Here is a 23,057-nt window from a genome sequence, read left to right on the forward strand (position 1 = left end):
GAAGACGCACCGGCATGAAGATACTGGTAATCGGCCCTTCCTGGGTCGGCGATATGATGATGTCGCAGAGTCTCTATCGCACGCTGAAGGCCGAATATCCGGATGCTGAGATTGATGTGATGGCGCCGGCCTGGTGCCGCCCGCTGCTGTCGCGCATGCCGGAAGTCAACGAGGCGTTAGCGATGCCGCTGGGGCATGGCGCGCTGGCGTTGGGCGAACGTTATCGCCTGGGCAAAGCGCTGCGCCAGAAAAATTACCAGCGGGCCTGGGTGCTGCCCGGCTCATTCAAATCGGCGCTGGTGCCCTTCTTTGCCGGCATTCCGCAGCGTACCGGCTGGCGTGGCGAGATGCGCTACGGCCTGCTGAATGACCTGCGCGTGCTGGATAAACCCGCGTTTCCGCTGATGGTCGAGCGCTATGTCGCGCTGGCGTACGATAAAACGCGCATCCGCAGCGCGCGCGACCTGCCGCAGCCTTTACTGTGGCCGCGTTTGCAGGTGGAAGAACAGGAAAAAATCGCTACCGCCGCGCAGTTCGCGCTGACTGCCGACCGGCCGCTTATCGGCTTCTGCCCGGGCGCGGAGTTCGGCCCGGCCAAGCGCTGGCCGCACTATCACTATGCGGCGCTGGCGCAGCAGCTGATTGCGGCAGGCTATCAGGTGGTGCTGTTTGGCTCCGCTAAAGATCATGCGACCGGCGAGGAGATCTGCCAGACGCTGAGCGAAACGGACCGCCTTCACTGCCGCAACCTCGCCGGTGAGACCAAACTGGAGCAGGCGGTGATCCTGCTGGCGCACTGTGACGCAGTGGTGACCAACGATTCCGGCCTGATGCATATCGCCGCCGCACTCGATCGGCCGCTGGTTGCGCTTTACGGCCCCAGCAGTCCTGACTTCACTCCGCCGCTATCGCAGCGCGCGCGCGTGATTCGCCTGATTACCGGCTACCATAAAGTGCGTAAAGGGGATGCGGAGCAGGGTTATCATCAAAGCCTGATCGATATTCAACCGGCGCGCGTGATGGAAGAACTGAATAACCTGATGAGCCAGCAGGAGCGTGCATGAAGGTATTGATTGTGAAAACGTCCTCAATGGGCGATGTCCTTCATACGCTGCCGGCATTAACCGATGCGATGCGCGCTATCCCTGAGCTGCGTTTCGACTGGGTAGTCGAAGAGAATTTCGCACAGATCCCCTCCTGGCATCCGGCGGTGGATCGCGTTCTGCCGGTGGCGATTCGCCGCTGGCGCAAACACTGGTTCGGCAGCCAGCAGCGCGAAGAGCGCCTGCGTTTCAAACAGGCGCTGCAGGCGCGTGACTATGATGTGGTGATTGACGCGCAGGGGCTGATTAAAAGCGCCGCGCTGGTAACGCGCCTGGCGAAGGGGATCAAACATGGTCAGGATAGCCGCAGCGCGCGCGAGCCATTTGCCAGCTGGTGGTATGACAAACGTCATGAGATCACTAAACAGCAGCATGCGGTAGAGCGCACCCGCGAGCTGTTTGCCAAAAGCCTTGGCTATGAAAAGCCGCAAACGCCGGGCGACTACGCTATCGCCTCACACTTCCTGGCCCATCCGCCTGCGGACGCCGGCCACTATCTGGTTTTCCTGCACGCCACGACACGAGACAACAAGCACTGGCCGGAAAGCCACTGGCGCGCGCTGATTTCCCTGCTTGAGCCGTCGGGCTTACGTATTAAGCTGCCCTGGGGCGCCGAACATGAGCATCAGCGCGCCCAGCGGCTGGCCGCCGGCTTCGGCCATGTAGAGGTGCTGCCGAAGCTGACGCTGGAGCAGGTTGCGCAGACGCTGGCGGGCGCGAAAGCGGTAGTCTCCGTGGATACCGGCCTGAGCCATCTGACCGCGGCGCTCGACCGGCCGAATATCACGCTTTACGGCCCCACGGATCCGGGGTTGATTGGTGGCTATGGAATGAATCAACATGTGTGCCGGCCAGAAAATACGTCGGAGATGAAGGATATTAGCGCCGCGCAGGTTGAGAAAATGCTGAGGACGATTATTTGAATGGGCACTTTTTTCAAACAAATATATCGCTACACGCATCCACGTCGCTATCGCCATAATGAAAACCTGTGGCCTTACATTAAATTTGCGCGCGCGGATGAAGGACAGATCGTCAGCTTACGCTACCGGGGACAATCCATACCTTTATATGATCTCTCAGCCCTGCCGAATGAACAGCCTGAAAAATTGCTGGTGGTTGCTACGGGGCCTTCTGTAAAAGAAACGGATTTTTCATTGTTAGCGTCCCTTCCTGCAATGGGCCTGAACGGCGCATGGTTTAAACACCGCGAGATCGCTTTCCGTTACTATGTCATTATCGATATGACCTTTCTCGATCGCCATATGGCGATGGTGAAGGAGGTTCTCAGCCAGCGAGACCTGATCTTTTTCACAACCATGCATGGTGTGCTGAAAATTATCGATGCGCTGTCATTATCCGCCATTAAGTGCCGTTTAGCCCTGATTGAAGACGCCTGTTTTAAAATTATGCAGCCGCGCGTCTTTCCTGAAGAGATTGCCGCACGCTATCAGAGTGTTAACGGTGTTGATGTCTCTCCTAAGCATCGCGGGATCGCATTTTCGCACGACATCCGTATTGGCGTATTTGATGCAGGCACAGTCGCCTACTGGGCATTGCAAATTGCTGCCTTCATGGTGCCTGGAAAAATTGTTTTCGCCGGGCTGGATATGAATAATTTTGAAAAGCCGCGGTTTTATGAAAACAGTCATGATGTAGTGCCCAGTTTTTTGGCGGAAAAGTTTTCAAATTTAATATTACCTGCATTTTCCTTTGCCAGCGCTATTATGCATAACAATAATATCCCTGTTTATAATCTCTCTTTAAACAGTTCCATTCCCGATAATATTTTTAACAAGGTCACTCCTGATGGTATTGTCAGCAGCTAATAACATAACGAAGATCAGATTTCTTATCTTTACGCTTTTTTTGTTCTGCCTGCCATTACTGGGCAATGCGTTAAGAGTAACAAATCTTTTTCATATCGCTTTTGGCCTGTTTTTACTCTCCCTGCTAATAAACCGGCCGTTTCGCCAGCAGTTGCTGAGCGACCGGGATCTGTTGACAGGCATCGCCGCTGCCGGCCTTTTTCTGGGCTATTTCAGCCTCAGTAACCTCTGGTCAGATAATCCGGGGAATTTTTCTTCAACGTTCAAACATAGCTTCTATATTCTTGTGTTCGTCGTCCTCTTCACGCATTTGAACAGGAAATTAAGCTATAGCGTTCTTTTTGCCAGTATCGTCATTCTTTGTCTGTTAACGTTCTGGTATGTCGATAAGACGCACTTTTTAACCAAGCGTTTAGCAAAAGGTTTTTTTGCCGCGCCGGATAATGTGATTGATTTGGCTGGCTATTTCGGCCTTGGCATATTCTTCGGCTTAATGCTGATACGCGAAACCGGACGCCATGTTTTTTACGTGCCCGTCGCTGTGCTGTTTATCGCCATGCTGTTAACGCAAAGCCGTGGCCCGATCCTGGCGCTGTTGGTGTCCTGCCTGCTGCTGCTGCTGCGCTTTCATAAAGGCCATATTCGGCACTTACTCATTACGTTCGCTATCATCATGGGCGTAGCGTTACTGGCTTATTTCACCCACTATAGCGATGAATTAATTGCGCGTTTTATTGCCTCTTACAATCAAAGTTTTGTCCGCTTCGGCATTTGGGCGCATACGTTAGAAGTTGCGTTGCAAAAACCGGTATTTGGCTGGGGGTTTGATAAGCAGCTGACCTTTACTAACAGTATTGGTCAGCATATTCATACTACGCATAGCGTTTATTTCTCTACCTTGCTTAAAGGCGGGTTTGCCGGGCTTTTCTTTTTGCTGATCATGGTTGGCTACGGTTTACATCGCGCCAGACTGCACTATAAACATGGCGGAGAGCTGGAAGCCTGTATCTACTGTTTCTCCCTGCTTTTTTATCTGACGCAGGGCATGTTTGTTATCGGCAATCCCGATATTTATTGGGTGATGTTCTGGCTGCCGTATGCTGTCGTTCTGGCACCTTACGCCAGGCCCATAAAAGAATAACCAGTATGGCCTTCTGCAGAAGGCCATCTTTTTAGTTATCTTGCCCGTGTTTTTTCTGCGTAATATTCCGCCAGCGTCATGCCCTGGGTTCGTGGCTGCAGCCAGCTAAACAACGCCTCTAAATCCTGGTACAGCCGTTCGATATCTGCTTCGTTCTTAAATGTCGGGCTGCCGTCCGGCATAAACTCCGAAGAGTGAAGCATAAACTCGACGTAGTCATTCCCCTCCGCCAGGCTCATTTCCGCTACCCGTTTCATCGCGGCGAGATTGCCGCCCGACGGGCGCAGCCAGTGAACCGAAGGACCGCGCTTTTTGCCACGCAGACGATCGTAGCCCTGCTTCAGACGATTCATCATCGCCGAGTGCTTGTACTGGATGCTCATCGGCACTTCCAGCAGGCTTGAGTTACCGCTACGCGCGATATCATTGGCATCGAGAAAATAGGCGTGATGGGGAAAGTGGGTATAGTCCGTTCCGCCTTTTCCCTGCGGCGCGCCAGGCGAATTGCGCCAGCTTACCCGCGGCGTGACCGAGCAGTCGACCTGGTAGCCCAGCTCACGCAGCACCGCCGCGTAACGCTCGTCAAAGGCCCAGCGCCCGGCGCGGTGGCTCACCATTTTGGTCTGGAAAGTCTCTTCCAGCAGATCGGTCATAAATTTCACTTTATCGCGCAGCAGATTATCCGGATACTCGATCAGATAAGGCTGCCAGCGCCAGTCATCGTCCGTCAACGGCGTTTCCGGCGGGCTGTTCCACGCGTGAAGATGCATGCCCACTTCCCCCTGCCCGCGCGCGATGACATCGCGGGCAAACTCCACGTAGGCGGGATCGCAGGCCATCTCGTAATTGGTCAGCCAGGTGGGCTTAAAGCCATATTTTTCACAGAGCGCCTGAAAGCGCGGCAGGAAAAGCGTATTGCGGGTAGTGATGGTACGGCGATTGCGCCACAGATTGTCGCCTTCAGTATCAATTGTGATGAGAAAAGCCGGTTTATTCATCTTCTTTCCAACGCGCTACGGATTAAGCGAACATGTTACGCAGGCGCTTTCTTTAGGGCAAAATAATTTCATTCCGATAAATCTCCTTCTTTTGCTTTCCATGGCAAACTAAGCTTCGCTTGATTAAGCTCTGAGAAAGACGTTACCCGTTTCGTTTATCGGGCGCCGCGAGGCGCGACGGCGACGAACGGCGGCGCGGCCTGATCGATATCAAAGGCGATAAACAAAAACGTTATTCACGACAAAATAGCTTTTACACTTTTGCCAGTGGCGTTGCTGCACACATAAGGATTTAAAACATTGTCCAGGCGTATTTTGATGGTCATCGATGGCTTACCCGGGGGCGGCGCAGAGAAGGTTGTGCTGACGCTGGCTAAGGGCCTGTTGTCGCTGGGACATCGCGTTTCGCTGTTTTCATTGCGCAGCGTCTGCGATTACCCCCTTCCGGCAGGGCTGGACTATCAGGTGATACAGGATCGCTGCCGCAAACCCTGGCGTAAGCTCACTGAACTGCCGCGCCGCGCCTGCCAGCTGGATCGCGCCATCGTTAAGGCCGAGCAGCAGGGCGGCGCGTTTGATTTAGTCATTTCCCATTTGCATAAAACGGACCGAATCGTCAGCCTCTGTCGTCATCTTGACCCGGCAAAAACCTGGTATTGCCTGCACGGCGTGTTTTCCGCCTCTTATCTGGCACGCCGCAAAGGCTTTTCCCGCTGGCTGAAAATTCAAAAAACCCGCCGCGTTTATCAACACCGCAATATCATCGGCGTGTCGCAGTTTGTGATTGATGATTTAAAACAGCACTACGGCATCCAGCCTGCGCGGGAAGCGGTGATTTTCAACCCCTTCGATGTCGAACTGATCCTGCAGCAGGCTGGCGAAGCCTGTGAGATGGCCGGACAGGACTACCTGCTGCATATCGGCCGTTTTCATCCAACCAAGCGGCACGATCGTCTGCTGCAGGCCTATGCACAAAGCGGCCTGACGACGCCACTGGTGTTAATCGGCCAGGGTGACAACGCGCGCATCGCCGCGCTAAAAGCGCAGGCCAGCGAGCTGGGCGTCGCTGACCGCGTCATTTTCAAAGGTTTTACCCATAATCCCTATGCATGGATACACCATGCACGTATGCTGATTGTCAGCTCAGACAGCGAAGGATTCGGGAACGTGCTGGTTGAGGCGTTGCTCTGTCAGACGCCGGTGGTTAGCACCCGCTGCCCCGGCGGTCCGGAAACCATTTTACAGGGTGAACTGGCGCGCGGCCTGGCGGAAATGTCCAGCGAATCGCTGGCGGAAAAAATAAAGGACATTTATCATCAGCCCCCGATCTTCATCAGCTCGATCTTTCGGCCTACCATATTGAGGCCATTTGCCAGCGCTATCTCGCATTGATTGAGCGCTGAATGCCATGCGCAACAATGGAATAATACTTATTGCAGGGGATGGTTATGCGTTGCCCCGTTGCCAGACCGCTGAGGAAACGGTGTGAACTATATTTTTATTTTTATCTTGCTGCTGCCGCTAAAGTGGGTAAAAAAGCTTTTCCATAAGAAGGAAGGGCGCAATCTGGTGATCCAGACGGCAAAAATCGGCGACTTTATCAATATTACGCCGTTGCTGGCGCATCTGAAACAGAGCGACGCCCTGCTGAGCCGCGCCGTCGCGCCGCTGGCCGGGCATGACGATACGCTGCAGCATATCTGGTATATCGAAGACTATAAATCGGGCCTGCTGGCGAAAATCCGCCTCGCGCTGCAGCTGATGAACCGCTACGACAACGTCTACCTGCTGCATCCCAATAACGTTAATCTGTTCTTCGCGGCCTGCTGCAACGCCGACAATAAACAGTTTCTCTCCAGCTATCGCCGCAAGTGGTATCAGGGCCCCTTTTACTGGACAGCCAGCGGTACCGTGCAGCATGAAAAAAATACGCTTACGCTGGAAAACTACCTCAAGCTGGCGGATCCACAGCTGACTAAAGAGAGCTATCCCAAGCACGCCACCCGCCCGCTTTATCCGCTGGCGACCGTTCCCGCCGCGCTCACGCGTCAGGATGGGATTAAGATCGGCTTAAGCATCTCTGCAGGCAATCAGGCGAAAACCATTCCGCCGGTCATCTGGAAAAAGCTGTTTGACCGGCTGGCCGACCTGCCCTGCCTGTTTTATGTTTTTGGTGCCCCGTCAGAAATGGATCGCCTGCAAGAGCTGTATAAGCTCACCGGAGAGCGTGAAAACATTATCAGTATGATCGGCAACATTCCGCTGGAAGGCTTGCCGCATGCCATCAGCATGATGGATTTTTACGTCGCTTCCGACTCTGGCAATGTCTATATCGCCGATGCCGTCGGCGTGCCGGTGATACTGATTTACGGTCCCTGCTGCGTGGAAGAGCAACGGCCTTTAGGCGATGTCCTGCTGATTGGTCCCGATCATATCGCGCCTTCATCCTTTGTCTTCGCCGCGCTTTATCAGTTCCATCATCCGGCGGAGCAGCTGTACGCGCTTGATGAGCGTAAGCTTAACGATATTCACCATTTTATTGCCGCACGCCAGCCGGAACGGCTGAGCCAGACCAAGCCTCATTAACATGACTCAACACGCTGACACCGCATCTCCTTTACTGAGCGTTATCATTCCGATGTATAACGCCGGTAGTCTGTTCGACACCTTTATGGCCTCCCTGCTGGCACAAACGTTCACCGATCTTGAGGTCATCATTGTCAATGATGGCTCAACGGACGGCAGCGCCGAACGGGCGGCTGAATACGCCGCGCGTTATGCGCATATCAGCGTCATCAATCAGCCGAACGGCGGCGTTTCGCGCGCGCGCAATGCGGGCCTGGCGGCCGCGCGCGGCAAATATGTCACCTTCCCCGATGCCGACGATACGCTGTCGCCCGATATCTATCAGACGCTGGTCGCAATGGCGGAACAGGACGATCTCGACGCAGCCCAGTGCAACGCCGAATGTTTTTATACCGGCAGCCAGCGCGTCAGAACGCTAATCCCACACGATCGGCTAACCTCGACCGGCGTGCTGGACGGCGCCGCCTGGCTGAGCAAGGCGCTGGCGACCCGGCGTTATCTGCATGTGGTGTGGATGGGCATCTACCGCCGATCGCTGATCACCTCGCGCGAGCTGATGTTTGAGCCAGGTCTGCATCACCAGGATATTCCCTGGACCACCGAATTTATGCTGAACGCGCGGCGGGTGCGCTACACCGATACCCCGCTCTACCGCTATCACGTTCACGACCAGTCGATCAGCAACCGCAAACGCACCGGGCAACGCAACGTCGAGTATCAGCGCCACTACCTGAAAATCGCGCGTATGCTGGAAGAGATAAACCAGCGCTATCGCGGCAGCGTGAAAATCTACCCGCAGTTTCACTATCAGATCACGCACGAGGCGCTTAGCGTCTGCCATGCGGCGCGGCGCGAGCCGGATGCCGGGGCGCGTCAGGCGATTATCGCCGACATCTTTGCGACCCAAACCCATCGCCGCATGTTGCGCAATGCGCGCGGACTGAAACAGTGGTATCAGCTGCTGCTCTGGCTGAGCCGCCTTTATCGCTGGCGTCAGCGCTAACCGGGCAAAGCCGGGGGCGAGGCGGCATGCGGCGCTTTTCCCCCTGGCGGCTTTGACCTAAAATCGGCTCACTTCTTTCTGAGACAGGTTTTGTATGGCAAGTCAGATCCCTGCATCTTTTACACCACGCAATATTCTGGTGATCAAGCTACGTCATCACGGCGATATGCTGTTGACCACGCCGGTTGTCAATGCGCTGCGCCAGCGCTATCCCGACGCCGCGATTGATGTGCTGCTTTATCAGGAGACACGTCCGATGTTGCAGGCGCATCCCGCGATTCGTCGGCTGCATCTGATCGATCGGAAATGGAAAAAGCAGGGCGTCTGGCATCAGCTTAAACATGAGCTGGCGCTGGTGAGTGCCATTCGAAACAGCCATTACGACCTGGTGGTCAACCTGGCTGACCAGTGGCGCAGCGCGCTGATCGCGAAACTGAGCGGTGCGCCGGAGCGCATCGGTTTCGCCTACAACAAGCGCGACAGCCGTTTCTGGCGCGCCTGTCACAACCGGCTGGTTTCCACCGCTAACTTTAGCCAGCTGCATACCGTTGAACAAAATTTGCTGGCGCTTTCGCCGCTCGACGTGCCGACGGAAAACGTGCCCGTCTCGATGTATTACGCGGATGAGGACTGGCACGCCGCCAGGCAGCAGCTGCATGAGCAGGGCGTGAGCGGCGCTTATATGGTGATTCAGCCCACCTCGCGCTGGACTTTTAAATGCTGGGACGACGAGAAGGTCGCGGCCTTGATCGACCAGCTGAACCAGCCTGGCCTGGCTATCGTGCTGACCGCCGCGCCGGACCGTAAAGAGATGGCGATGATCGACCATATTCTCTCGCTCTGCCATAACCCGCAGGTTGTCACCGTCGCCGGACAGCTCAGCCTGACGCAGCTGGCGGCGCTTATCGATCATGCGCGGCTGTTTGTCGGCGTCGATTCGGCGCCGATGCATATGGCGGCGGCGCTGCAAACCCCCTGCGTGGCGCTGTTCGGCCCGACCAAGCTGCAGCACTGGCGGCCATGGGGCGCCAATAACCGGGTGATCTGGGCGGGCGATTACGGCCCGCTGCCATCCCCTGACTCTATCGATACCACAACCGGGCAGCGCTTTTTAAGCGCCATTCCGGTGGAAGATGTGGCCGCCGCCGCAAGGAGCTATCTGGATGCGTAATATCCGCCTGGCGATCGTTCGCCAAAAATACCGTCCCGACGGCGGCGCCGAGCGCTTTATTTCACGCGCGCTGGAAGCGCTGAATAACGAGCAGCTCGATCTGAATATCATCACGCGCAGCTGGCAGGGCACGCCGAAACCGGACTGGCATTTGCATATCTGCAACCCGCCCAAATGGGGCCGGGTATCGCGCGAGCGGGGATTCGCCGCGGCGGCGCGCGCCTGTTGGCAGCGCGAGCGGTTTGATATCGTTCAAAGCCATGAGCGCATCGCCGGCTGCGATATTTTCCGCGCCGGCGACGGCGTGCATCGCGTCTGGCTGGAGCAGCGCGCGCGCATCGTTTCGCCGATGCAGCGCCTTAGCGCCTCGCTCAGCCCCTATCATCGCTACGTGCTGCGCGCGGAAGAGGAGATGTTTCACTCCGCCGCGCTGAAAAAAGTGATCTGTAATTCAGAGATGGTGAAGCGGGATATTATTCGCTGCTTCAACCTGCCGGATGACCGCATCACCGTTATCTATAACGCGATCGATGCCCAACGTTTTCAACCGGCCACCGACGCCACGCGCTACGCAACGCGCCAGCAGCTCGCAATCCCTGAACAGGCGGTGGCGCTGATTTACGTAGGCTCCGGCTTTGAACGTAAAGGCCTGAAGGCGGCCATTCAGGCGATCGCTAATAGCGATCGCTATCTGATCGTTGTCGGCCAGGATAAGCATCAGGCGCGCTATCAGCAGCTGGCCAACCAGCTTAACTGCCTTGATCGCCTGCGTTTCGTGGGCGTGCAGCAGGATGTGCAGCCGTTTTATCACGCCGCCGATGGCCTGATTCTGCCGACGCTATACGATCCCTTCCCCAACGTAGTGCTGGAAGCGATGGCCTGTGGCCTGCCGGTTATCACCAGCACCGGCTGCGGTGGCGCGGAGTTTATTGTGCAGGGGCAGCAGGGATTTGTCTGCGATGCGCTGGATATCAATGCGCTGCATGAAGCGGTGCAGAACATTCCCGCCAGAGCGCAGGATCCGTCGATGGGCGAGGCGGCGCGCGCCAGAATTCTGCCCTATACCCCGCAACGCCTGGGCGCTGAGCTGAATTCGCTCTATCAGCAGCTGCTTTCAGGCGCGGCGGAAGATTGATGAGTGCGGCAGCGTTATCTGCTAACATGCCGCATTCCGCATATTTTGCTTAGGTTTGACGCATAAGTGTCGTAAAGATCGGTATGACGACGATTTACACCGCCCTGCTTTACCTTATACAGCCTCTGATCTGGCTGCGCCTCTGGCTGCGCGGCCGCAAAGCGCCTGCCTATCGTAAACGCTGGGCGGAACGCTACGGCTTTTGCGCCGGCAAAGTGAGTCCGGGCGGGATCCTGCTGCACTCGGTTTCCGTCGGTGAAACGCTGGCCGCGGTGCCGCTGGTGCGCGCGCTGCGTCACCGCTATCCCACGTTGCCGATTACCGTCACTACCATGACACCGACCGGATCGGAACGCGCTCAGTCCGCATTCGGCAAAGATGTGCATCATGTCTATCTGCCCTATGACCTGCCCGGCGCCATTAACCGTTTTCTGAATACGGCCGATCCCCGGCTGGTGATCATTATGGAAACTGAGCTGTGGCCTAATTTTATTAAAGCGCTGCACGATCGGCAGGTGCCGCTGGTTATCGCCAATGCGCGGCTGTCGGCTCGCTCGGCGAAGGGCTATAAGAAGCTGGGCAATTTTATGCGACGGCTGCTGCAGCGTATTACGCTGATCGCCGCGCAGAACGAAGAAGATGGCGCGCGCTTTGTCGAGCTGGGCCTGAAGCGCTCGCAGCTGGCGATCACCGGCAGCCTGAAATTCGATATTTCCGTGACGCCTGAGCTGGCGGCGCGCGCGGTAACGCTGCGTCGTCAATGGGCGCCACGCCGCCCGGTCTGGATCGCCACCAGCACGCACGAAGGCGAAGAGAGCATTATGCTGGAGGCGCATCGCCGCCTGCTGGCGCGCTTCCCCGATCTGCTGCTGATCCTGGTGCCGCGCCACCCGGAACGTTTTGAAACCGCCCGCGAAATGACGCAGAAAAGCGGCTTCAGCTATACCCTGCGCAGCAGCGGAGAAATTCCGTCCAGCGGCACTCAGGTGGTGATTGGCGATACCATGGGCGAGTTGATGCTGCTTTACGGCATCGCCGACCTGGCTTTTGTCGGCGGCAGCCTGGTGGAGCGCGGCGGCCATAATCCGCTGGAGCCGGCGGCGCACGCCATTCCGGTGCTGATGGGCCCGCACACCTTTAACTTCAAAGATATCTGCAGCAAACTGAAGCAGGCTGACGGCCTGATTACGGTAACGGACACCGCCTCGCTGGTGCATGAAATCGGCAATTTGCTGGTGGATGACGACTATCGACGCTATCACGGCCGCCACGCCGTTGAGGTACTCCATCAGAACCAGGGCGCGCTGCAGCGCCTGCTTCAGCTGCTTGAACCCTACCTTCCGCCACGGAATCATTAAATGACCGCACGCCAACGTCTGTCAGTGGTGATGATCGCCAGGAACGAAGCTGAGCTGCTGCCCGACTGCCTGGCGTCCGTCAGCTGGGCTGACGAGATTATTCTGCTCGATTCAGGCAGCGAAGACGCCACGCTCGCCATTGCGCAGCAGTATGGCGCGAAAGTGTTTCAGTCGCAGGGCTGGCCGGGCTATGGCAAACAGCGCCAGCAGGCTCAGGCGCACGCCAGCGGCGAGATGATTTTGATGATCGATGCGGATGAGCGGGTCACGCCGGAACTGCGCGCGGCGATTGAACAGGTGCTGCAGGCCGCGCCGCAGGCGGATAAGGTTTACAGTCTCGGCCGGCTCAATCTGTTTCTCGGCCGCTTTATGCGCCACAGCGGCTGGTATCCCGACCGCGTGGTGCGTCTCTATCCGCGCGCCTACCGCTATAACGATAATCAGGTGCATGAATCGCTGGAAACCGGCGCGGCGCAGATCATTGCGCTGCCGGGCCATCTGCAACACCTGACCTGCCGCGATTTTTCCACTTTTCAGCGCAAGCAGCTCGCTTATGCCGAAGCCTGGGCGCGGCAGCGCCATCAGCAGGGTAAACGCTGCGGTCTGTTCTCCATCTTCAGCCATACGCTGGGCGCATTCTGCAAAACGTTGCTGCTGCGCGCCGGTTTTCTCGATGGCCGACAGGGCTGGATACTGGCGATGGTAAATGCACAATATACTTTCAATAAGTACGCGGCGCTGTGGGCGCTGGGCCAGTCAGCTACCGGAGGCAAATCATGAGTACCAGAGCTATCTACCCCGGCACCTTTGATCCACTGACCAACGGTCATCTGGATATCTTAAGCCGCGCCGCGGTGATGTTTGATGAAGTGATCCTGGCTATCGCCGCCAGCCCGAGCAAAAAGCCGCTGTTCAGCCTCGATGAGCGCGTGGCGCTGGCGCAGCAGGCGACGGCGCATCTGACCAATGTAGAGGTGGTCGGTTTCAGCGATCTGATGGCCAATTTCGCCCGCGATCGCCAGGCAAACGTGCTGGTTCGTGGCCTGCGCGCGGTATCCGATTTTGAGTATGAGCTGCAGTTGGCGCATATGAACCGGCACCTGCTGCCTTCGCTGGAAAGCGTGTTCCTGATGCCGGGTGAAAGGTATTCCTTTGTTTCCTCTTCGCTGGTGAAAGAGGTGGCGCGCCACGGCGGGGAAGTAGCAGCTTTCCTGCCTGAGGCGGTCTACCAGGCGCTGCTGGCCAGGCTGGCGCGCTAAGGCGCCTCAGAAAAGCCCGCCGCCTGAGACGCGACAGCCCGCGCGCCCGTCAATCCGGCACGCAGCACCGTTCAGTGTTCGCGCGCTATGCCCGCTATTTCTGGCAGTTACGGCAGAAAAAGGTGCTGCGCTGCCCATGCTTCGCACTGTCGATCGGCGTGCCGCAAACGCGACAGGGTTCTCCGGCACGGCCATATACCTGCAGCTGCTGAGCAAAATAGCCCGGTTTGCCGTCGCTCTGCAGAAAATCGCGCAGCGTCGTGCCGCCCTGCTCAATAGAACGTAGCAGTACCGCCTTAATGGTTTTCACCAGCAGCGCCGCCTCTTCACGGCTCAGCGACATCGCCGGACGATCGGGCAGGATCCCGGCGGCGAAAAGCGATTCACTGGCGTAGATGTTGCCCACGCCGACCACCAGCTTGTTATCCATCAGCCAGGGCTTGACGGCCGTGCGCTTGCCGCGTGATTTTTCAAACAGATAGTCCGTGCTGAACTGCTCGCTGAGCGGTTCCGGCCCGAGGTGTGCCAGCACATTGCTGCCCTGCAGGTCGCTGCTCCACAGCCAGGCGCCGAAACGACGCGGATCGGTATAGCGCAGCACTTTGCCGTTACTCATCACCAGATCGACATGATCGTGCTTCGCCGCCGGGATCTCTTCCGGCAGCACGCGCAGGCTGCCTGACATGCCCAGGTGAATGATGATCCACCCATGCGGCAGCTCCAGCAGCAGATATTTCGCGCGCCGCTGGACGCTCAGCACCGGCTGATCGCTCAGGGCGTGGATCTCCTGCGAGACGGGCCAGCGCAGGCGCGGATTGCGCACTACCGCGTGCAGAATTGTCTCCCCCACCAGATGCGGTTCAATGCCGCGACGGCTGGTTTCTACCTCAGGTAATTCAGGCATGGCAGCTCCTCACGTTTTACGGTCTCATAAAAAACAAAAAACCCGGCCGGAGCCGGGTTTTTCGTGGAAGCCGCAATTATTTAATTTTGGCTTCTTTGTACATCACATGCTGACGCACAACCGGGTCGAACTTTTTCAGTTCCAGTTTTTCCGGCTTAGTACGTTTGTTCTTCGTGGTGGTATAGAAGTGACCTGTACCAGCAGAGGAAACCAGCTTGATCTTCTCACGAATACCTTTAGCCATGATTCAGTTCCTTAGTACTTCTCACCACGGGCACGCAGATCGGCCAGAACCGTATCAATGCCCTTCTTGTCAATTACACGCATACCTTTAGCAGATACGCGCAGAGTAACGAAACGCTTCTCGCTCTCAACCCAGAAACGGTGAGAGTGCAGGTTCGGCAGGAAACGGCGTTTCGTCGCGTTCATTGCGTGGGAACGGTTGTTACCGGTCACCGGACGCTTGCCAGTTACTTGGCAGACTCGTGACATGTCAATTCTCCAAAAATCAAATCAGCTCGAGCTTTAAAAATTAGGTTTTGGCCGCCTCGTCAGGCTTGTAGCCCATCCAGGCGAGTTCCATGCGAACCCGCTGAGCAGGCCTAAACGCCAAACCCGAGATTCTCAAAGGTGGCGTAGTATACGCCTTGTCGCGCCAGCGCTCAAGTCCCGAACAGATAAAGATCCCAGGGGATCGCCGAAATAGTGCAGAAACGCGCCGTTTTTTGCCTACAGCCAGCCTCTTTCGGCAAAAGAAACGTATTCGCCCTTTCCTATCACCAGATGGTCGAGCAGGCGAATATTCATTAACTGGCAGGCCTGGCGGATCTGCTGCGTAATATTCCGGTCGGCGGCGCTGGGCTCGGCGCAGCCAGAAGGGTGATTATGCGCCAGAATCAGCGCCGCCGCATTCATCTTGAGCGCTGCGCGCACGATTTCGCGTGGATGCACCTCCACGCTGGCGATGCTGCCGGAGAACATCTGCTGCGCCTGCAGCACGCGGTGCTGGTTATCGAGAAAAAGCGCCATAAAGATCTCCCGCTCCTGATGCGCCAGCACGCTTTGTAGATAATCCTGCGTCACCTGCGGGTTCTCCAGCGCGTTTTCCTGCATCATCTGCGCGCTGAAAAAGCGGCGCGCCAGTTCCGCCACCGCATGCAGCTGCGCCAGCTTGGCATCGCCCACGCCTTTTATCGTCCTGAAAGCGCTTTTCTCAGCGCTCATGAGGCGATAAAGCGAGCCGAAGGTCTTTAGCAGCTCGTCCGCCAGCGCCAGCACTGGCTTGCCGCTGACGCCAGTACGTAGAAAAATCGCCAGCAGTTCGGCGTCGCTCAGCGCCGACGCCCCCATCTTATGCAGTTTTTCGCGCGGCTTTAACATCATCGCCTCCCTTCGGCTTGTGGATCCCTCACGCCGCTACTGTGCCCCTGCTGACCAGAAGACGCTACCAAACGTGCTTTACTTTTCGGCACGTCTCGCAAAGGTGGCGGGATGCTAAACGGCGCGGCGGGGAGAGTGTGATAAAATCGGCGAATTATGTCACCGCCCGGCATGGCAAAGGGCGATTAAGGGGCAAGAGTGAAAATGATGGGATTAACCGGAAAACATATCGTATTGGGCGTAAGCGGCGGCATCGCGGCGTACAAAACGCCTGAACTGGTGCGGCGTTTGCGCGATCGCGGCGCAGAAGTGCGCGTGGTGATGACGGAGGCCGCCAAAGCCTTTATCACGCCGCTGACCTTGCAGGCCGTTTCCGGCTATCCGGTCTATGACGATCTGCTCGACCCGGCGGCGGAAGCGGCGATGGGCCATATCGAGCTGGGCAAATGGGCTGACCTGGTGATTCTTGCGCCCGCCACTGCCGATCTGATCGCCCGCGTGGCGGCGGGCATGGCAAACGATCTGGTGACGACGCTTTGCCTGGCGACTGCGGCGCCGCTGGCGGTAGTGCCGGCGATGAACCAACAGATGTATCGCGCGCTGCCGACGCAGGAAAACCTGCAGCGTCTTGCCGGGCGTGGCGTGATGCTTTGGGGGCCGGACAGCGGCAGCCAGGCGTGCGGCGATGTCGGCCCCGGTCGGATGCTCGACCCGCTGGCGATTGTCGATCGCGCCCTCGCCTGGGCGATGCCGGTCAACGATCTGCAGCATCTGAGTATCATGATTACCGCCGGCCCGACGCGCGAGGCGCTCGATCCGGTGCGCTATATCACTAATCACAGCTCCGGCAAGATGGGCTTCGCGATTGCCGCCGCCGCCGCCGCCCGCGGCGCGAACGTGACGCTGGTCGCCGGTCCGGTTTCGCTGTCCACCCCCGCCGGGGTGAAGCGCATCGACGTCACCAGCGCGCTGGAGATGGAAAACGCGGTCATGGCGCAAATTGCGCAGCAGAACATTTTTATTGGCAGCGCAGCCGTGGCAGACTACCGCGCGGTGGCCATCGCAGCGGAAAAAATCAAGAAACAGGGTGATGAGATCACGCTGAAGATGGTAAAAAATCCTGACATTGTCGCCGGCGTCGGCGCGATGCGCGAATCACGTCCTTATGTCGTAGGGTTTGCCGCTGAAACCCGTAATGTGGAAGAATACGCCCAACAAAAACGTGTGCGGAAAAATCTGGACCTTATCTGCGCCAACGATGTTTCTAAATCCGGGCAAGGTTTCAACAGCGATACCAATGCTCTTCACCTTTTCTGGCAGGAGGGAGAAAAAGTTTTGCCGCTTGCGGACAAAACGCTCCTTGGCCAGCAGTTATTAGACGAGATTGTCAGCCGTTATGATGAAAAAAATCGACGTTAAAATTCTTGATGCGCGCGTCGGCAAGGATTTCCCCCTGCCTGCGTACGCTACCTCTGGTTCCGCAGGCCTGGATTTGCGCGCCTGCCTGGATGCCCCTCAGGAGCTGGCGCCGGGCGCCACGGCGCTGCTGCCGACCGGGCTGGCTATCCATATCGCCGACCCGTCGCTGGCCGCCGTAATTTTGCCGCGCTCCGGACTCGGCCATAAACATGGCATCGTGCTGGGCAACCTGGTGGGTCTGATCGACTCCGATTATCAGGGCCAGTTGATGGTATCCATCTGGAACCGCAGCCAGCAGAGCTTTACCGTTCAGCCTGGCGAGCGCATCGCCCAGCTGGTTTTTGTGCCGGTCGTGCAGGCGGAATTCAACCTCGTTGAGGATTTCGACGCCAGCGCGCGCGGCGAAGGCGGTTTCGGTCACTCTGGTCGGAATTAAACGCGCAGCGAACACCCTCCGTAACCCGAATTGTTTATTTTTCAGCACCGTGAGAGGCATTCTCACGGATGCTGCGTGGGCCTTTGCCCGTTTATGGTAAATCTCAGGGGTTTATAACGTCATGGCAGAAAAAAAGAGCGCGAAAAGGAATCGTCGCGATGAAATCCTGCAGGCTCTGGCGCAGATGCTGGAATCCAGCGACGGCAGTCAACGTATCACCACCGCCAAGCTGGCCGCCACCGTAGGTGTTTCGGAAGCGGCGCTTTACCGCCACTTTCCCAGCAAAACGCGTATGTTTGACAGCCTGATCGAGTTTATTGAAGACAGCCTGATCACGCGTATTAACGCCATCCTGAAAGATGAAAAAGAGACCATGACGCGCCTGCGCATGATCGTGCAGCTTATTCTGGGCTTCGGCGAGCGCAATCCCGGTCTGACGCGTATTCTGACCGGACATGCGCTGATGTTTGAACAGGATCGCCTGCAGGGCCGTATTAACCAGCTTTTCGAACGTATTGAGGTTCAGCTGCGGCAGGTAATGCGCGAACGGAAAATGCGCGAGGGTGAAGGTTTTATCACTGATGAAACGCTGCTGGCCAGCCAGCTGCTGGCCTTCTGCGAGGGGCTGCTGTCGCGCTTTGTGCGCTCCGAGTTCCGCTATCAGCCAACGCAGGAGTTCGAAGCGCGCTGGCCGCTGCTGGCGGCGCAGCTGGTTTAAGCACGCAGAGCGCGCCGGGCGGCGAATCTGCCCGGCGTCGCGGTTTGAATCATCAGATGCCGTAGCTTTTGCGGTAGGCGCGCACCGCCGCCAGATGGTCGGCCATTTCCGGTTTTTCTTCCAGATAGTCAATCAGATCGCTCAGCGTGATAATCGCGGTGACGTGACACTGATAATCACGCTCCACTTCCTGAATCGCTGAAATGTCGCCGCGCCCGCGCTCCTGGCGGTCAAGGGAGATCAGCACGCCGGCCAGCCGTGCGCCGTGCGCGGCAATAATTTCCATCGACTCGCGGATAGCGGTGCCGGCGGTGATCACATCATCCACCAGCATCACGCGTCCTTCCAGCGGGCTACCGACCAGCAGACCGCCTTCGCCATGATCCTTCGCCTCTTTACGGTTAAAGCAGTAAGGTACATCGCGCTGGTGATGGTCGGCGAGCGCGACGGCGGTCGTGGTGGCGATCGGAATGCCTTTATAGGCAGGGCCGAACAGCAAATCGAAGTCAACGCCGGCATCAACCAGCGCCTGCGCGTAAAAGCGGCCCAGCAGCGCCAGATCGCGTCCGGTGTTGAACAGGCCCGCATTAAAGAAATAGGGGCTTTTGCGCCCTGATTTCAGGGTAAATTCGCCAAATTTCAGTACCTGCTTGTTTAAAGCAAACTCAATAAAATCACGCTGCCAGGCTTTCATCTTCGCTCTCCTCAAAAATCAGATATAAAAAAGGCGACTCTCTGGTCGCCTGAAATACTCAGCTGTTCAGCGCCGCTTTCTGCGCCTGAATCAGGGTGTCGATGCCGCCTCGCGCCAGCGCCAGCAGCGTCAGCAGCTCTTCGTGGCTGAAGGGCTCGCCTTCCGCGGTGCCCTGCACTTCGATCATGCGGCCATCTTCCAGCATCACCACGTTCATGTCCGTTTCCGCAGCGGAATCTTCCACGTACTCCAGATCGCAAACCGCTTCGCCGTTAACGATGCCGACGGAAATCGCCGCGACCATGCCTTTCATTGGGTTTTTCGCCAGCTTGCCCGCCGCGACCAGCGCATTAAGCGCATCCGCCAGCGCCACACACGCGCCGGTGATGGACGCGGTACGGGTGCCGCCATCGGCCTGCAGCACGTCACAATCCAGCGTAATGGTAAATTCGCCCAGCGCTTTCAGATCGACCGCGGCGCGCAGCGAGCGCGCGATAAGACGCTGAATTTCCAGCGTGCGCCCGCCCTGCTTGCCTTTAGCGGCTTCGCGCGCGTTGCGGCTATGCGTAGAACGCGGCAGCATGCCATATTCGGCGGTGATCCAGCCCTGCCCCTGGCCTTTCAGGAAGCGCGGCACGCCCTCTTCTACGGTGGCGGTGCAAAGCACCTTGGTATCGCCGAATTCAACCAGAACAGAACCTTCTGCATGTTTGGTGTAGTGACGAGTCAGGGTGACGGGACGCACCTGCTGTGTGAGACGGCCTGCTGGACGCATGGTTTTTCTCCGGCTTGCTAATAGTGGCTGCGCATTATACGGGCTTCAGCCGGCGCTGCCTACCGACCCTTGCGCTGCTTTGCGTCAGAAAAAGCCGGAAGCAGGTTCAGTCCAGCGTTTTGCGGTAGGAGGCCAGCGCCAGCGCCACCACGATTATCGCCAGCGCGCCAAGCGGCAGCAGATCGGGCAGCAGCTCGGTAAATGTATAGCCTTTCAGCATAATCCCTTTGATCAGACGGATAAAATAGGTCAGCGGCAGACAGGCGCCCAGCCACTGCGCCCAAAACGGCATGCTGATAAACGGGCTGATAAAGCCGGAAAGCATGACGGAAGGAATAAAATAGAACGAGGACATTTGCAGCGCCTGCAGCTGGTTTTGCGCCACGCTTGAAATGCTAATGCCGATCGCCAGGCAGAGAAAAACGTAAAGCATCAGCACCGTAAACAGCAGAAAAACGTTGCCCAGCAGTGGAATATGGAACAAGAACACCGCACAAAGCAGGATCAGGACCGACTGGAAAAGGCCGATTAACACATAGGGGATTATCTTGCCGCTAATCACTTCCAGACTGGTCAGCGGAGAAATCAGCAGGTTTTCTATCGCGCCGCTTTCCCGCTCCCGGGTAATAGCGAGCGCCGTCATAAGGATTAAGGTGGTGCTGAGTATCGAGCCGATAATGCCGGGAATGGTGTTGTACTGCGTAATCCCCTCAGGATTAAACATGCGATGGATCACCAGTTCAACATCGTCCGCGGTTATCTCGCGGCGCAGCGCAGGCGGCAGCGCATGCTGAAACAGGGTTTTCGATGCCTGGGTAATGGCGCTCAGCGCGTTGCCTGTGGTTAAGGGGTCGATGGCATCGCCCTGTATCAGGATCTGCGGCTTTTCGCCGCGCAGCATTTGTTGCGTAAACCCCTGCGGAATGGTGACGATAAAAATGACCTCTCCCCGCACAAAAGCGGCCTGTGCCTCTTTTTCCGAGGCGACGGGCACCATCGAAAAATAGCCGGTATTCTGCGCCGCTGAGACAAACACCTGGCTTAGCTGCTCAGTATCATAGTTAATCAGGGCGGCAGGAATATTACGCGCATCCATATTGACGGCATAGCCAAGAATGGTGAGCTGCAGTAGCGGGGTTACCACCACCATAGCGATGGTAATACGATCCCGGCGCAGCTCGTGAATTTCTTTTATTACCACCCCAAGCCAGCGTAAAAAGGAAAAGTTAACGCGCATTGTCTTTAGCCTTGTTTCTCATCAGCCAGGTAAAGGCGTCTTCCAGGTGGGTTTCAACCCTGCAAACCTGATAGTGGGAAGGGACATGCATTGAAAGGATGGCGCTTAACAGGCTTTCATCATTTGAGGTGACAAACAGGCTGTTGCCGAATATCACCGTCTGTTCAATACCCGGGAGGGTTAATAGCGCGCTTTCCAGCGCCGTCAGCCGGCTGCCGCTGATTTTAAAAGTGGCCAGCTGCTGCGCGTCGATAATTGACTGTACGCTCCCGCTGGCCAGCAGGTTACCGTAAGAGAGATAGGCGACCCGATGGCATCGCTCGGCCTCATCCATATAGTGCGTGCTGACGAGAATCGATATGCCCTGGTCGGAAAGCTGATGCAGCACCTGCCAAAATTCCCGGCGCGCTTTGGGATCGACGCCGGCGGTAGGCTCGTCTAAAAAAAGCAGCAAGGGTTGATGCAGCATACAGGCTGCCAGCGCCAGACGCTGTTTCCAGCCGCCGGAAAGAAACTTCGCCAGCTGGTGCTGACGCGAGGAGAGACCCAGCTCCGCCAGAGTGCGGTCGACGCGCTGATTACGGCGATCCAGGTTATAGATACGCGCGATAAACAGCAGGTTTTCGCGGATAGAAAGATTGCCCCATAAAGAGAAATGCTGCGTCATATAGCCGATATGGCTTTTAATCGCCTCGCGCTGCGTAAAGATATCCATTTTAAGGCAGTGGCCGCGACCGGAATCGGGTGTAATCAAACCGCACATCATCCGGATCGAGGTGGTTTTGCCGCTGCCGTTCGGCCCCAAAAAACCGTAAATCTCCCCTTGCCGTACGGTAAGCGAAAAGTCTTTAACCACGTGATTGTCGCCAAAGCGTTTATTCAGTTCGCAGACTTCGATGCAGTTATCGTTCATCAGCAACGATCCCCACATTAACGGGCTGTCCGGTTTTAAGCAGAGGCGCATCCTCTTTTACCGGTGCCGCCTCCGCCATAAACAACAGCTTTTCCCGTCGCCGGGTGCTGTAAATAACCGGCGGAGAAAATTCCGCCTGCGGACTAATGTAGCGAATATGGCCGGAAAGGACGCGTTTGCAACCGTCACAGACTATGTTCACCCGGGTTCCGGGCCGGATTTCACCCAACCGTTTTTCCGGCACGTAAAAACGCACTTTGATATTTTCCGGCGCAAGCAGGCTGATAATCGGCCTGCCGGCTGCGGGCATTTCGCCGGGCTGATATAAAATGTCATGCACCAGCCCATCCAGCGGCGCCGTTAGTCGCCTTTGCTGCAGCTCCCAATGGGCTTTATCGCGCTGAAGCATGGCGCTTTGAACGCGGGAGCGCTGATGCTTAATTTCCGCCTGTCGCGCCGGCAGCTTTTTCAGCGCCAGCTGGCGCTGCAGCTCTTTTACCTGCGCCTTTTTCTGGGCATACTCCCTTTTGGTTGCTTCCCACTCCGCGTGTGAAAGCATTTTTTCGGCATGCAGGCGCCGTTTCCTGTCAACCTGGCTTTGCGCCAGGCTGGCGGCCGCTGTCGCCCGTTCCAGCTGCGCCTCAATGACCTCAATACCTTCGGGCCGCTCTCCGGTTTGCAGATTACGCAGCAGTGCTTTTTCCGCCTGAAGGCTCTCTTCAGCTATCCGGAGCGCGTTCTCCGCTAAAAAGGTCTCCATCTGCGCCAGCGTTTGCCCTTTTTTGACCGATTCACCTTTCGTGACGAACAGCTGTTCGATTTTTTCCGTAAAAGGCCGGGAAAGGTAAGTAAATTCGCCATAGGTATAGCCCGCCAGCGTAAAGGAATCGGCGCTGTCGCAGCCTGCAACGCCCAATATTATTGCCGACAAAAATAAGTTTCTGGTTATCAACATTATCCCTATGTCCAAAACATTATGCGCGTACCGTCGGATCCCA

At 56.9% G+C, this 23,057-nt stretch carries 25 protein-coding genes; 15 read left to right on the forward strand and 10 right to left on the reverse strand.

Going from position 1 to position 23,057, the window contains the following annotated elements; translation table 11 throughout:
- The first annotated feature begins 14 nt into the window (after positions 1-14).
- The 4 genes from rfaF to C2E15_RS20805 are packed head-to-tail and all read left to right on the forward strand — an operon-like array spanning position 15 to position 4,073.
- On the forward strand, positions 15-1,064 hold the full coding sequence (gene rfaF, locus C2E15_RS20790) for an ADP-heptose--LPS heptosyltransferase RfaF (RefSeq protein ID WP_104958959.1): 1,050 nt from the start codon (positions 15-17) through the stop codon (positions 1,062-1,064).
- Entirely contained in the window at positions 1,061-2,026 is a 966-nt protein-coding gene (gene rfaC, locus C2E15_RS20795) for a lipopolysaccharide heptosyltransferase RfaC (protein WP_104958960.1), read from the forward strand. The genes rfaF and rfaC overlap by 4 nt, the downstream gene beginning before the upstream one ends.
- Positions 2,027-2,932 carry a sugar glycosyltransferase gene (locus tag C2E15_RS20800; protein ID WP_104958961.1) on the forward strand — a complete coding sequence of 302 codons (906 nt, stop codon included), beginning with the start codon at positions 2,027-2,029 and terminating at the stop codon, positions 2,930-2,932. It begins immediately after the preceding gene.
- Complete coding sequence (locus tag C2E15_RS20805; RefSeq protein WP_104958962.1) at positions 2,913-4,073, forward strand: O-antigen ligase family protein; 1,161 nt, start codon at positions 2,913-2,915, stop codon at positions 4,071-4,073. Before C2E15_RS20800 ends, C2E15_RS20805 begins: the two co-directional genes overlap by 20 nt.
- 35 nt (positions 4,074-4,108) lie before the next feature.
- Here C2E15_RS20805 and C2E15_RS20810 read toward each other — a convergent pair whose 3' ends face one another.
- Positions 4,109-5,071 (reverse strand): polysaccharide deacetylase family protein, encoded by a 963-nt coding sequence (locus C2E15_RS20810; RefSeq protein WP_104958963.1) that lies wholly within the window; start codon positions 5,069-5,071, stop codon positions 4,109-4,111.
- 300 nt (positions 5,072-5,371) lie between these two features.
- On the opposite strand from C2E15_RS20810, the gene C2E15_RS20815 reads away from it, so the two are divergent.
- From C2E15_RS20815 to coaD, 8 genes are all read left to right on the forward strand, one after another.
- On the forward strand, positions 5,372-6,463 hold the full coding sequence (locus C2E15_RS20815) for a glycosyltransferase (RefSeq protein WP_342747460.1): 1,092 nt from the start codon (positions 5,372-5,374) through the stop codon (positions 6,461-6,463).
- 93 nt (positions 6,464-6,556) lie between these two features.
- Positions 6,557-7,657, forward strand: a complete 1,101-nt coding sequence (locus C2E15_RS20820) for a glycosyltransferase family 9 protein (protein ID WP_104958964.1) — start codon at positions 6,557-6,559, stop codon at positions 7,655-7,657.
- Position 7,658: 1 nt separating this feature from the next.
- Entirely contained in the window at positions 7,659-8,660 is a 1,002-nt protein-coding gene (locus C2E15_RS20825) for a glycosyltransferase (RefSeq protein WP_104958965.1), read from the forward strand.
- Between the two features lie 94 nt (positions 8,661-8,754).
- Positions 8,755-9,831 (forward strand): putative lipopolysaccharide heptosyltransferase III, encoded by a 1,077-nt coding sequence (rfaQ, locus tag C2E15_RS20830; protein ID WP_104958966.1) that lies wholly within the window; start codon positions 8,755-8,757, stop codon positions 9,829-9,831.
- Positions 9,824-10,966 (forward strand): glycosyltransferase family 4 protein, encoded by a 1,143-nt coding sequence (locus tag C2E15_RS20835; RefSeq protein WP_104958967.1) that lies wholly within the window; start codon positions 9,824-9,826, stop codon positions 10,964-10,966. The genes rfaQ and C2E15_RS20835 overlap by 8 nt, the downstream gene beginning before the upstream one ends.
- A gap of 83 nt (positions 10,967-11,049) precedes the next feature.
- Positions 11,050-12,324 carry a lipid IV(A) 3-deoxy-D-manno-octulosonic acid transferase gene (gene waaA / locus C2E15_RS20840; RefSeq protein ID WP_104958968.1) on the forward strand — a complete coding sequence of 425 codons (1,275 nt, stop codon included), beginning with the start codon at positions 11,050-11,052 and terminating at the stop codon, positions 12,322-12,324.
- The gene (locus tag C2E15_RS20845; protein WP_104958969.1) at positions 12,325-13,104 is read left to right on the forward strand and encodes a glycosyltransferase family 2 protein; all 780 of its coding nucleotides are present in this window, start codon (positions 12,325-12,327) and stop codon (positions 13,102-13,104) included.
- Positions 13,101-13,583 carry a pantetheine-phosphate adenylyltransferase gene (gene coaD, locus C2E15_RS20850; RefSeq protein ID WP_104958970.1) on the forward strand — a complete coding sequence of 161 codons (483 nt, stop codon included), beginning with the start codon at positions 13,101-13,103 and terminating at the stop codon, positions 13,581-13,583. The genes C2E15_RS20845 and coaD overlap by 4 nt, the downstream gene beginning before the upstream one ends.
- Positions 13,584-13,677: 94 nt before the next feature.
- Here the strand turns inward: coaD and mutM are convergent, their stop codons facing one another.
- The 4 genes from mutM to radC form a co-directional block, all read right to left on the reverse strand.
- Positions 13,678-14,487 (reverse strand): bifunctional DNA-formamidopyrimidine glycosylase/DNA-(apurinic or apyrimidinic site) lyase, encoded by an 810-nt coding sequence (gene mutM, locus C2E15_RS20855; protein WP_104958971.1) that lies wholly within the window; start codon positions 14,485-14,487, stop codon positions 13,678-13,680.
- Between the two features lie 76 nt (positions 14,488-14,563).
- Complete coding sequence (gene rpmG, locus C2E15_RS20860) at positions 14,564-14,731, reverse strand: 50S ribosomal protein L33 (protein ID WP_013094893.1); 168 nt, start codon at positions 14,729-14,731, stop codon at positions 14,564-14,566.
- Between the two features lie 11 nt (positions 14,732-14,742).
- A complete protein-coding gene (gene rpmB, locus C2E15_RS20865; RefSeq protein WP_038629143.1) occupies positions 14,743-14,979 on the reverse strand; it encodes a 50S ribosomal protein L28 in 237 nt (78 codons plus the stop codon).
- Between the two features lie 237 nt (positions 14,980-15,216).
- On the reverse strand, positions 15,217-15,870 hold the full coding sequence (gene radC / locus C2E15_RS20870) for a RadC family protein (protein WP_104958972.1): 654 nt from the start codon (positions 15,868-15,870) through the stop codon (positions 15,217-15,219).
- 201 nt (positions 15,871-16,071) lie between these two features.
- Here radC and coaBC point away from each other — a divergent pair, with 201 nt between their 5' ends.
- The 3 genes from coaBC (at position 16,072) to slmA (ending at position 18,440) form a co-directional block, all read left to right on the forward strand.
- Positions 16,072-17,286 (forward strand): bifunctional phosphopantothenoylcysteine decarboxylase/phosphopantothenate--cysteine ligase CoaBC, encoded by a 1,215-nt coding sequence (gene coaBC / locus C2E15_RS20875; protein ID WP_104959252.1) that lies wholly within the window; start codon positions 16,072-16,074, stop codon positions 17,284-17,286.
- Positions 17,264-17,722 (forward strand): dUTP diphosphatase, encoded by a 459-nt coding sequence (dut, locus tag C2E15_RS20880; protein WP_104958973.1) that lies wholly within the window; start codon positions 17,264-17,266, stop codon positions 17,720-17,722. Before coaBC ends, dut begins: the two co-directional genes overlap by 23 nt.
- 121 nt (positions 17,723-17,843) lie before the next feature.
- The gene (slmA, locus tag C2E15_RS20885; protein ID WP_104958974.1) at positions 17,844-18,440 is read left to right on the forward strand and encodes a nucleoid occlusion factor SlmA; all 597 of its coding nucleotides are present in this window, start codon (positions 17,844-17,846) and stop codon (positions 18,438-18,440) included.
- A gap of 52 nt (positions 18,441-18,492) precedes the next feature.
- Here slmA and pyrE read toward each other — a convergent pair whose 3' ends face one another.
- From pyrE to C2E15_RS20910, 5 genes are all read right to left on the reverse strand, one after another.
- Entirely contained in the window at positions 18,493-19,134 is a 642-nt protein-coding gene (gene pyrE, locus C2E15_RS20890; RefSeq protein WP_104958975.1) for an orotate phosphoribosyltransferase, read from the reverse strand.
- A 58-nt stretch (positions 19,135-19,192) separates the two neighbouring features.
- Entirely contained in the window at positions 19,193-19,909 is a 717-nt protein-coding gene (rph, locus tag C2E15_RS20895) for a ribonuclease PH (protein WP_104958976.1), read from the reverse strand.
- Positions 19,910-20,015: 106 nt separating this feature from the next.
- Complete coding sequence (locus tag C2E15_RS20900; protein WP_104958977.1) at positions 20,016-21,146, reverse strand: ABC transporter permease; 1,131 nt, start codon at positions 21,144-21,146, stop codon at positions 20,016-20,018.
- On the reverse strand, positions 21,136-22,059 hold the full coding sequence (locus tag C2E15_RS20905; RefSeq protein WP_104958978.1) for an ABC transporter ATP-binding protein: 924 nt from the start codon (positions 22,057-22,059) through the stop codon (positions 21,136-21,138). The genes C2E15_RS20900 and C2E15_RS20905 overlap by 11 nt, the downstream gene beginning before the upstream one ends.
- Positions 22,049-22,990, reverse strand: a complete 942-nt coding sequence (locus tag C2E15_RS20910) for an HlyD family secretion protein (protein ID WP_245912320.1) — start codon at positions 22,988-22,990, stop codon at positions 22,049-22,051. The genes C2E15_RS20905 and C2E15_RS20910 overlap by 11 nt, the downstream gene beginning before the upstream one ends.
- Positions 22,991-23,057: the final 67 nt, after the last annotated feature.

Origin of the sequence: Mixta gaviniae, assembly GCF_002953195.1 — a bacterium.
Classification (GTDB): Bacteria; Pseudomonadota; Gammaproteobacteria; order Enterobacterales; family Enterobacteriaceae; genus Mixta; species Mixta gaviniae.

Coding starts and splice junctions, on each gene's coding strand:
- rfaF (WP_104958959.1), top strand. CDS start 15: ATGAAGATACTGGTAATCGGCCCTTCCTGGGTCGGCGATATGATGATG.
- rfaC (WP_104958960.1), top strand. CDS start 1,061: ATGAAGGTATTGATTGTGAAAACGTCCTCAATGGGCGATGTCCTTCAT.
- C2E15_RS20800 (WP_104958961.1), top strand. CDS start 2,027: ATGGGCACTTTTTTCAAACAAATATATCGCTACACGCATCCACGTCGC.
- C2E15_RS20805 (WP_104958962.1), top strand. CDS start 2,913: ATGGTATTGTCAGCAGCTAATAACATAACGAAGATCAGATTTCTTATC.
- C2E15_RS20810 (WP_104958963.1), bottom strand. CDS start 5,071: ATGAATAAACCGGCTTTTCTCATCACAATTGATACTGAAGGCGACAAT.
- C2E15_RS20825 (WP_104958965.1), top strand. CDS start 7,659: ATGACTCAACACGCTGACACCGCATCTCCTTTACTGAGCGTTATCATT.
- rfaQ (WP_104958966.1), top strand. CDS start 8,755: ATGGCAAGTCAGATCCCTGCATCTTTTACACCACGCAATATTCTGGTG.
- C2E15_RS20835 (WP_104958967.1), top strand. CDS start 9,824: ATGCGTAATATCCGCCTGGCGATCGTTCGCCAAAAATACCGTCCCGAC.
- waaA (WP_104958968.1), top strand. CDS start 11,050: ATGACGACGATTTACACCGCCCTGCTTTACCTTATACAGCCTCTGATC.
- C2E15_RS20845 (WP_104958969.1), top strand. CDS start 12,325: ATGACCGCACGCCAACGTCTGTCAGTGGTGATGATCGCCAGGAACGAA.
- coaD (WP_104958970.1), top strand. CDS start 13,101: ATGAGTACCAGAGCTATCTACCCCGGCACCTTTGATCCACTGACCAAC.
- mutM (WP_104958971.1), bottom strand. CDS start 14,487: ATGCCTGAATTACCTGAGGTAGAAACCAGCCGTCGCGGCATTGAACCG.
- rpmG (WP_013094893.1), bottom strand. CDS start 14,731: ATGGCTAAAGGTATTCGTGAGAAGATCAAGCTGGTTTCCTCTGCTGGT.
- rpmB (WP_038629143.1), bottom strand. CDS start 14,979: ATGTCACGAGTCTGCCAAGTAACTGGCAAGCGTCCGGTGACCGGTAAC.
- radC (WP_104958972.1), bottom strand. CDS start 15,870: ATGATGTTAAAGCCGCGCGAAAAACTGCATAAGATGGGGGCGTCGGCG.
- coaBC (WP_104959252.1), top strand. CDS start 16,072: ATGATGGGATTAACCGGAAAACATATCGTATTGGGCGTAAGCGGCGGC.
- dut (WP_104958973.1), top strand. CDS start 17,264: ATGATGAAAAAAATCGACGTTAAAATTCTTGATGCGCGCGTCGGCAAG.
- slmA (WP_104958974.1), top strand. CDS start 17,844: ATGGCAGAAAAAAAGAGCGCGAAAAGGAATCGTCGCGATGAAATCCTG.
- pyrE (WP_104958975.1), bottom strand. CDS start 19,134: ATGAAAGCCTGGCAGCGTGATTTTATTGAGTTTGCTTTAAACAAGCAG.
- rph (WP_104958976.1), bottom strand. CDS start 19,909: ATGCGTCCAGCAGGCCGTCTCACACAGCAGGTGCGTCCCGTCACCCTG.
- C2E15_RS20900 (WP_104958977.1), bottom strand. CDS start 21,146: ATGCGCGTTAACTTTTCCTTTTTACGCTGGCTTGGGGTGGTAATAAAA.
- C2E15_RS20905 (WP_104958978.1), bottom strand. CDS start 22,059: ATGAACGATAACTGCATCGAAGTCTGCGAACTGAATAAACGCTTTGGC.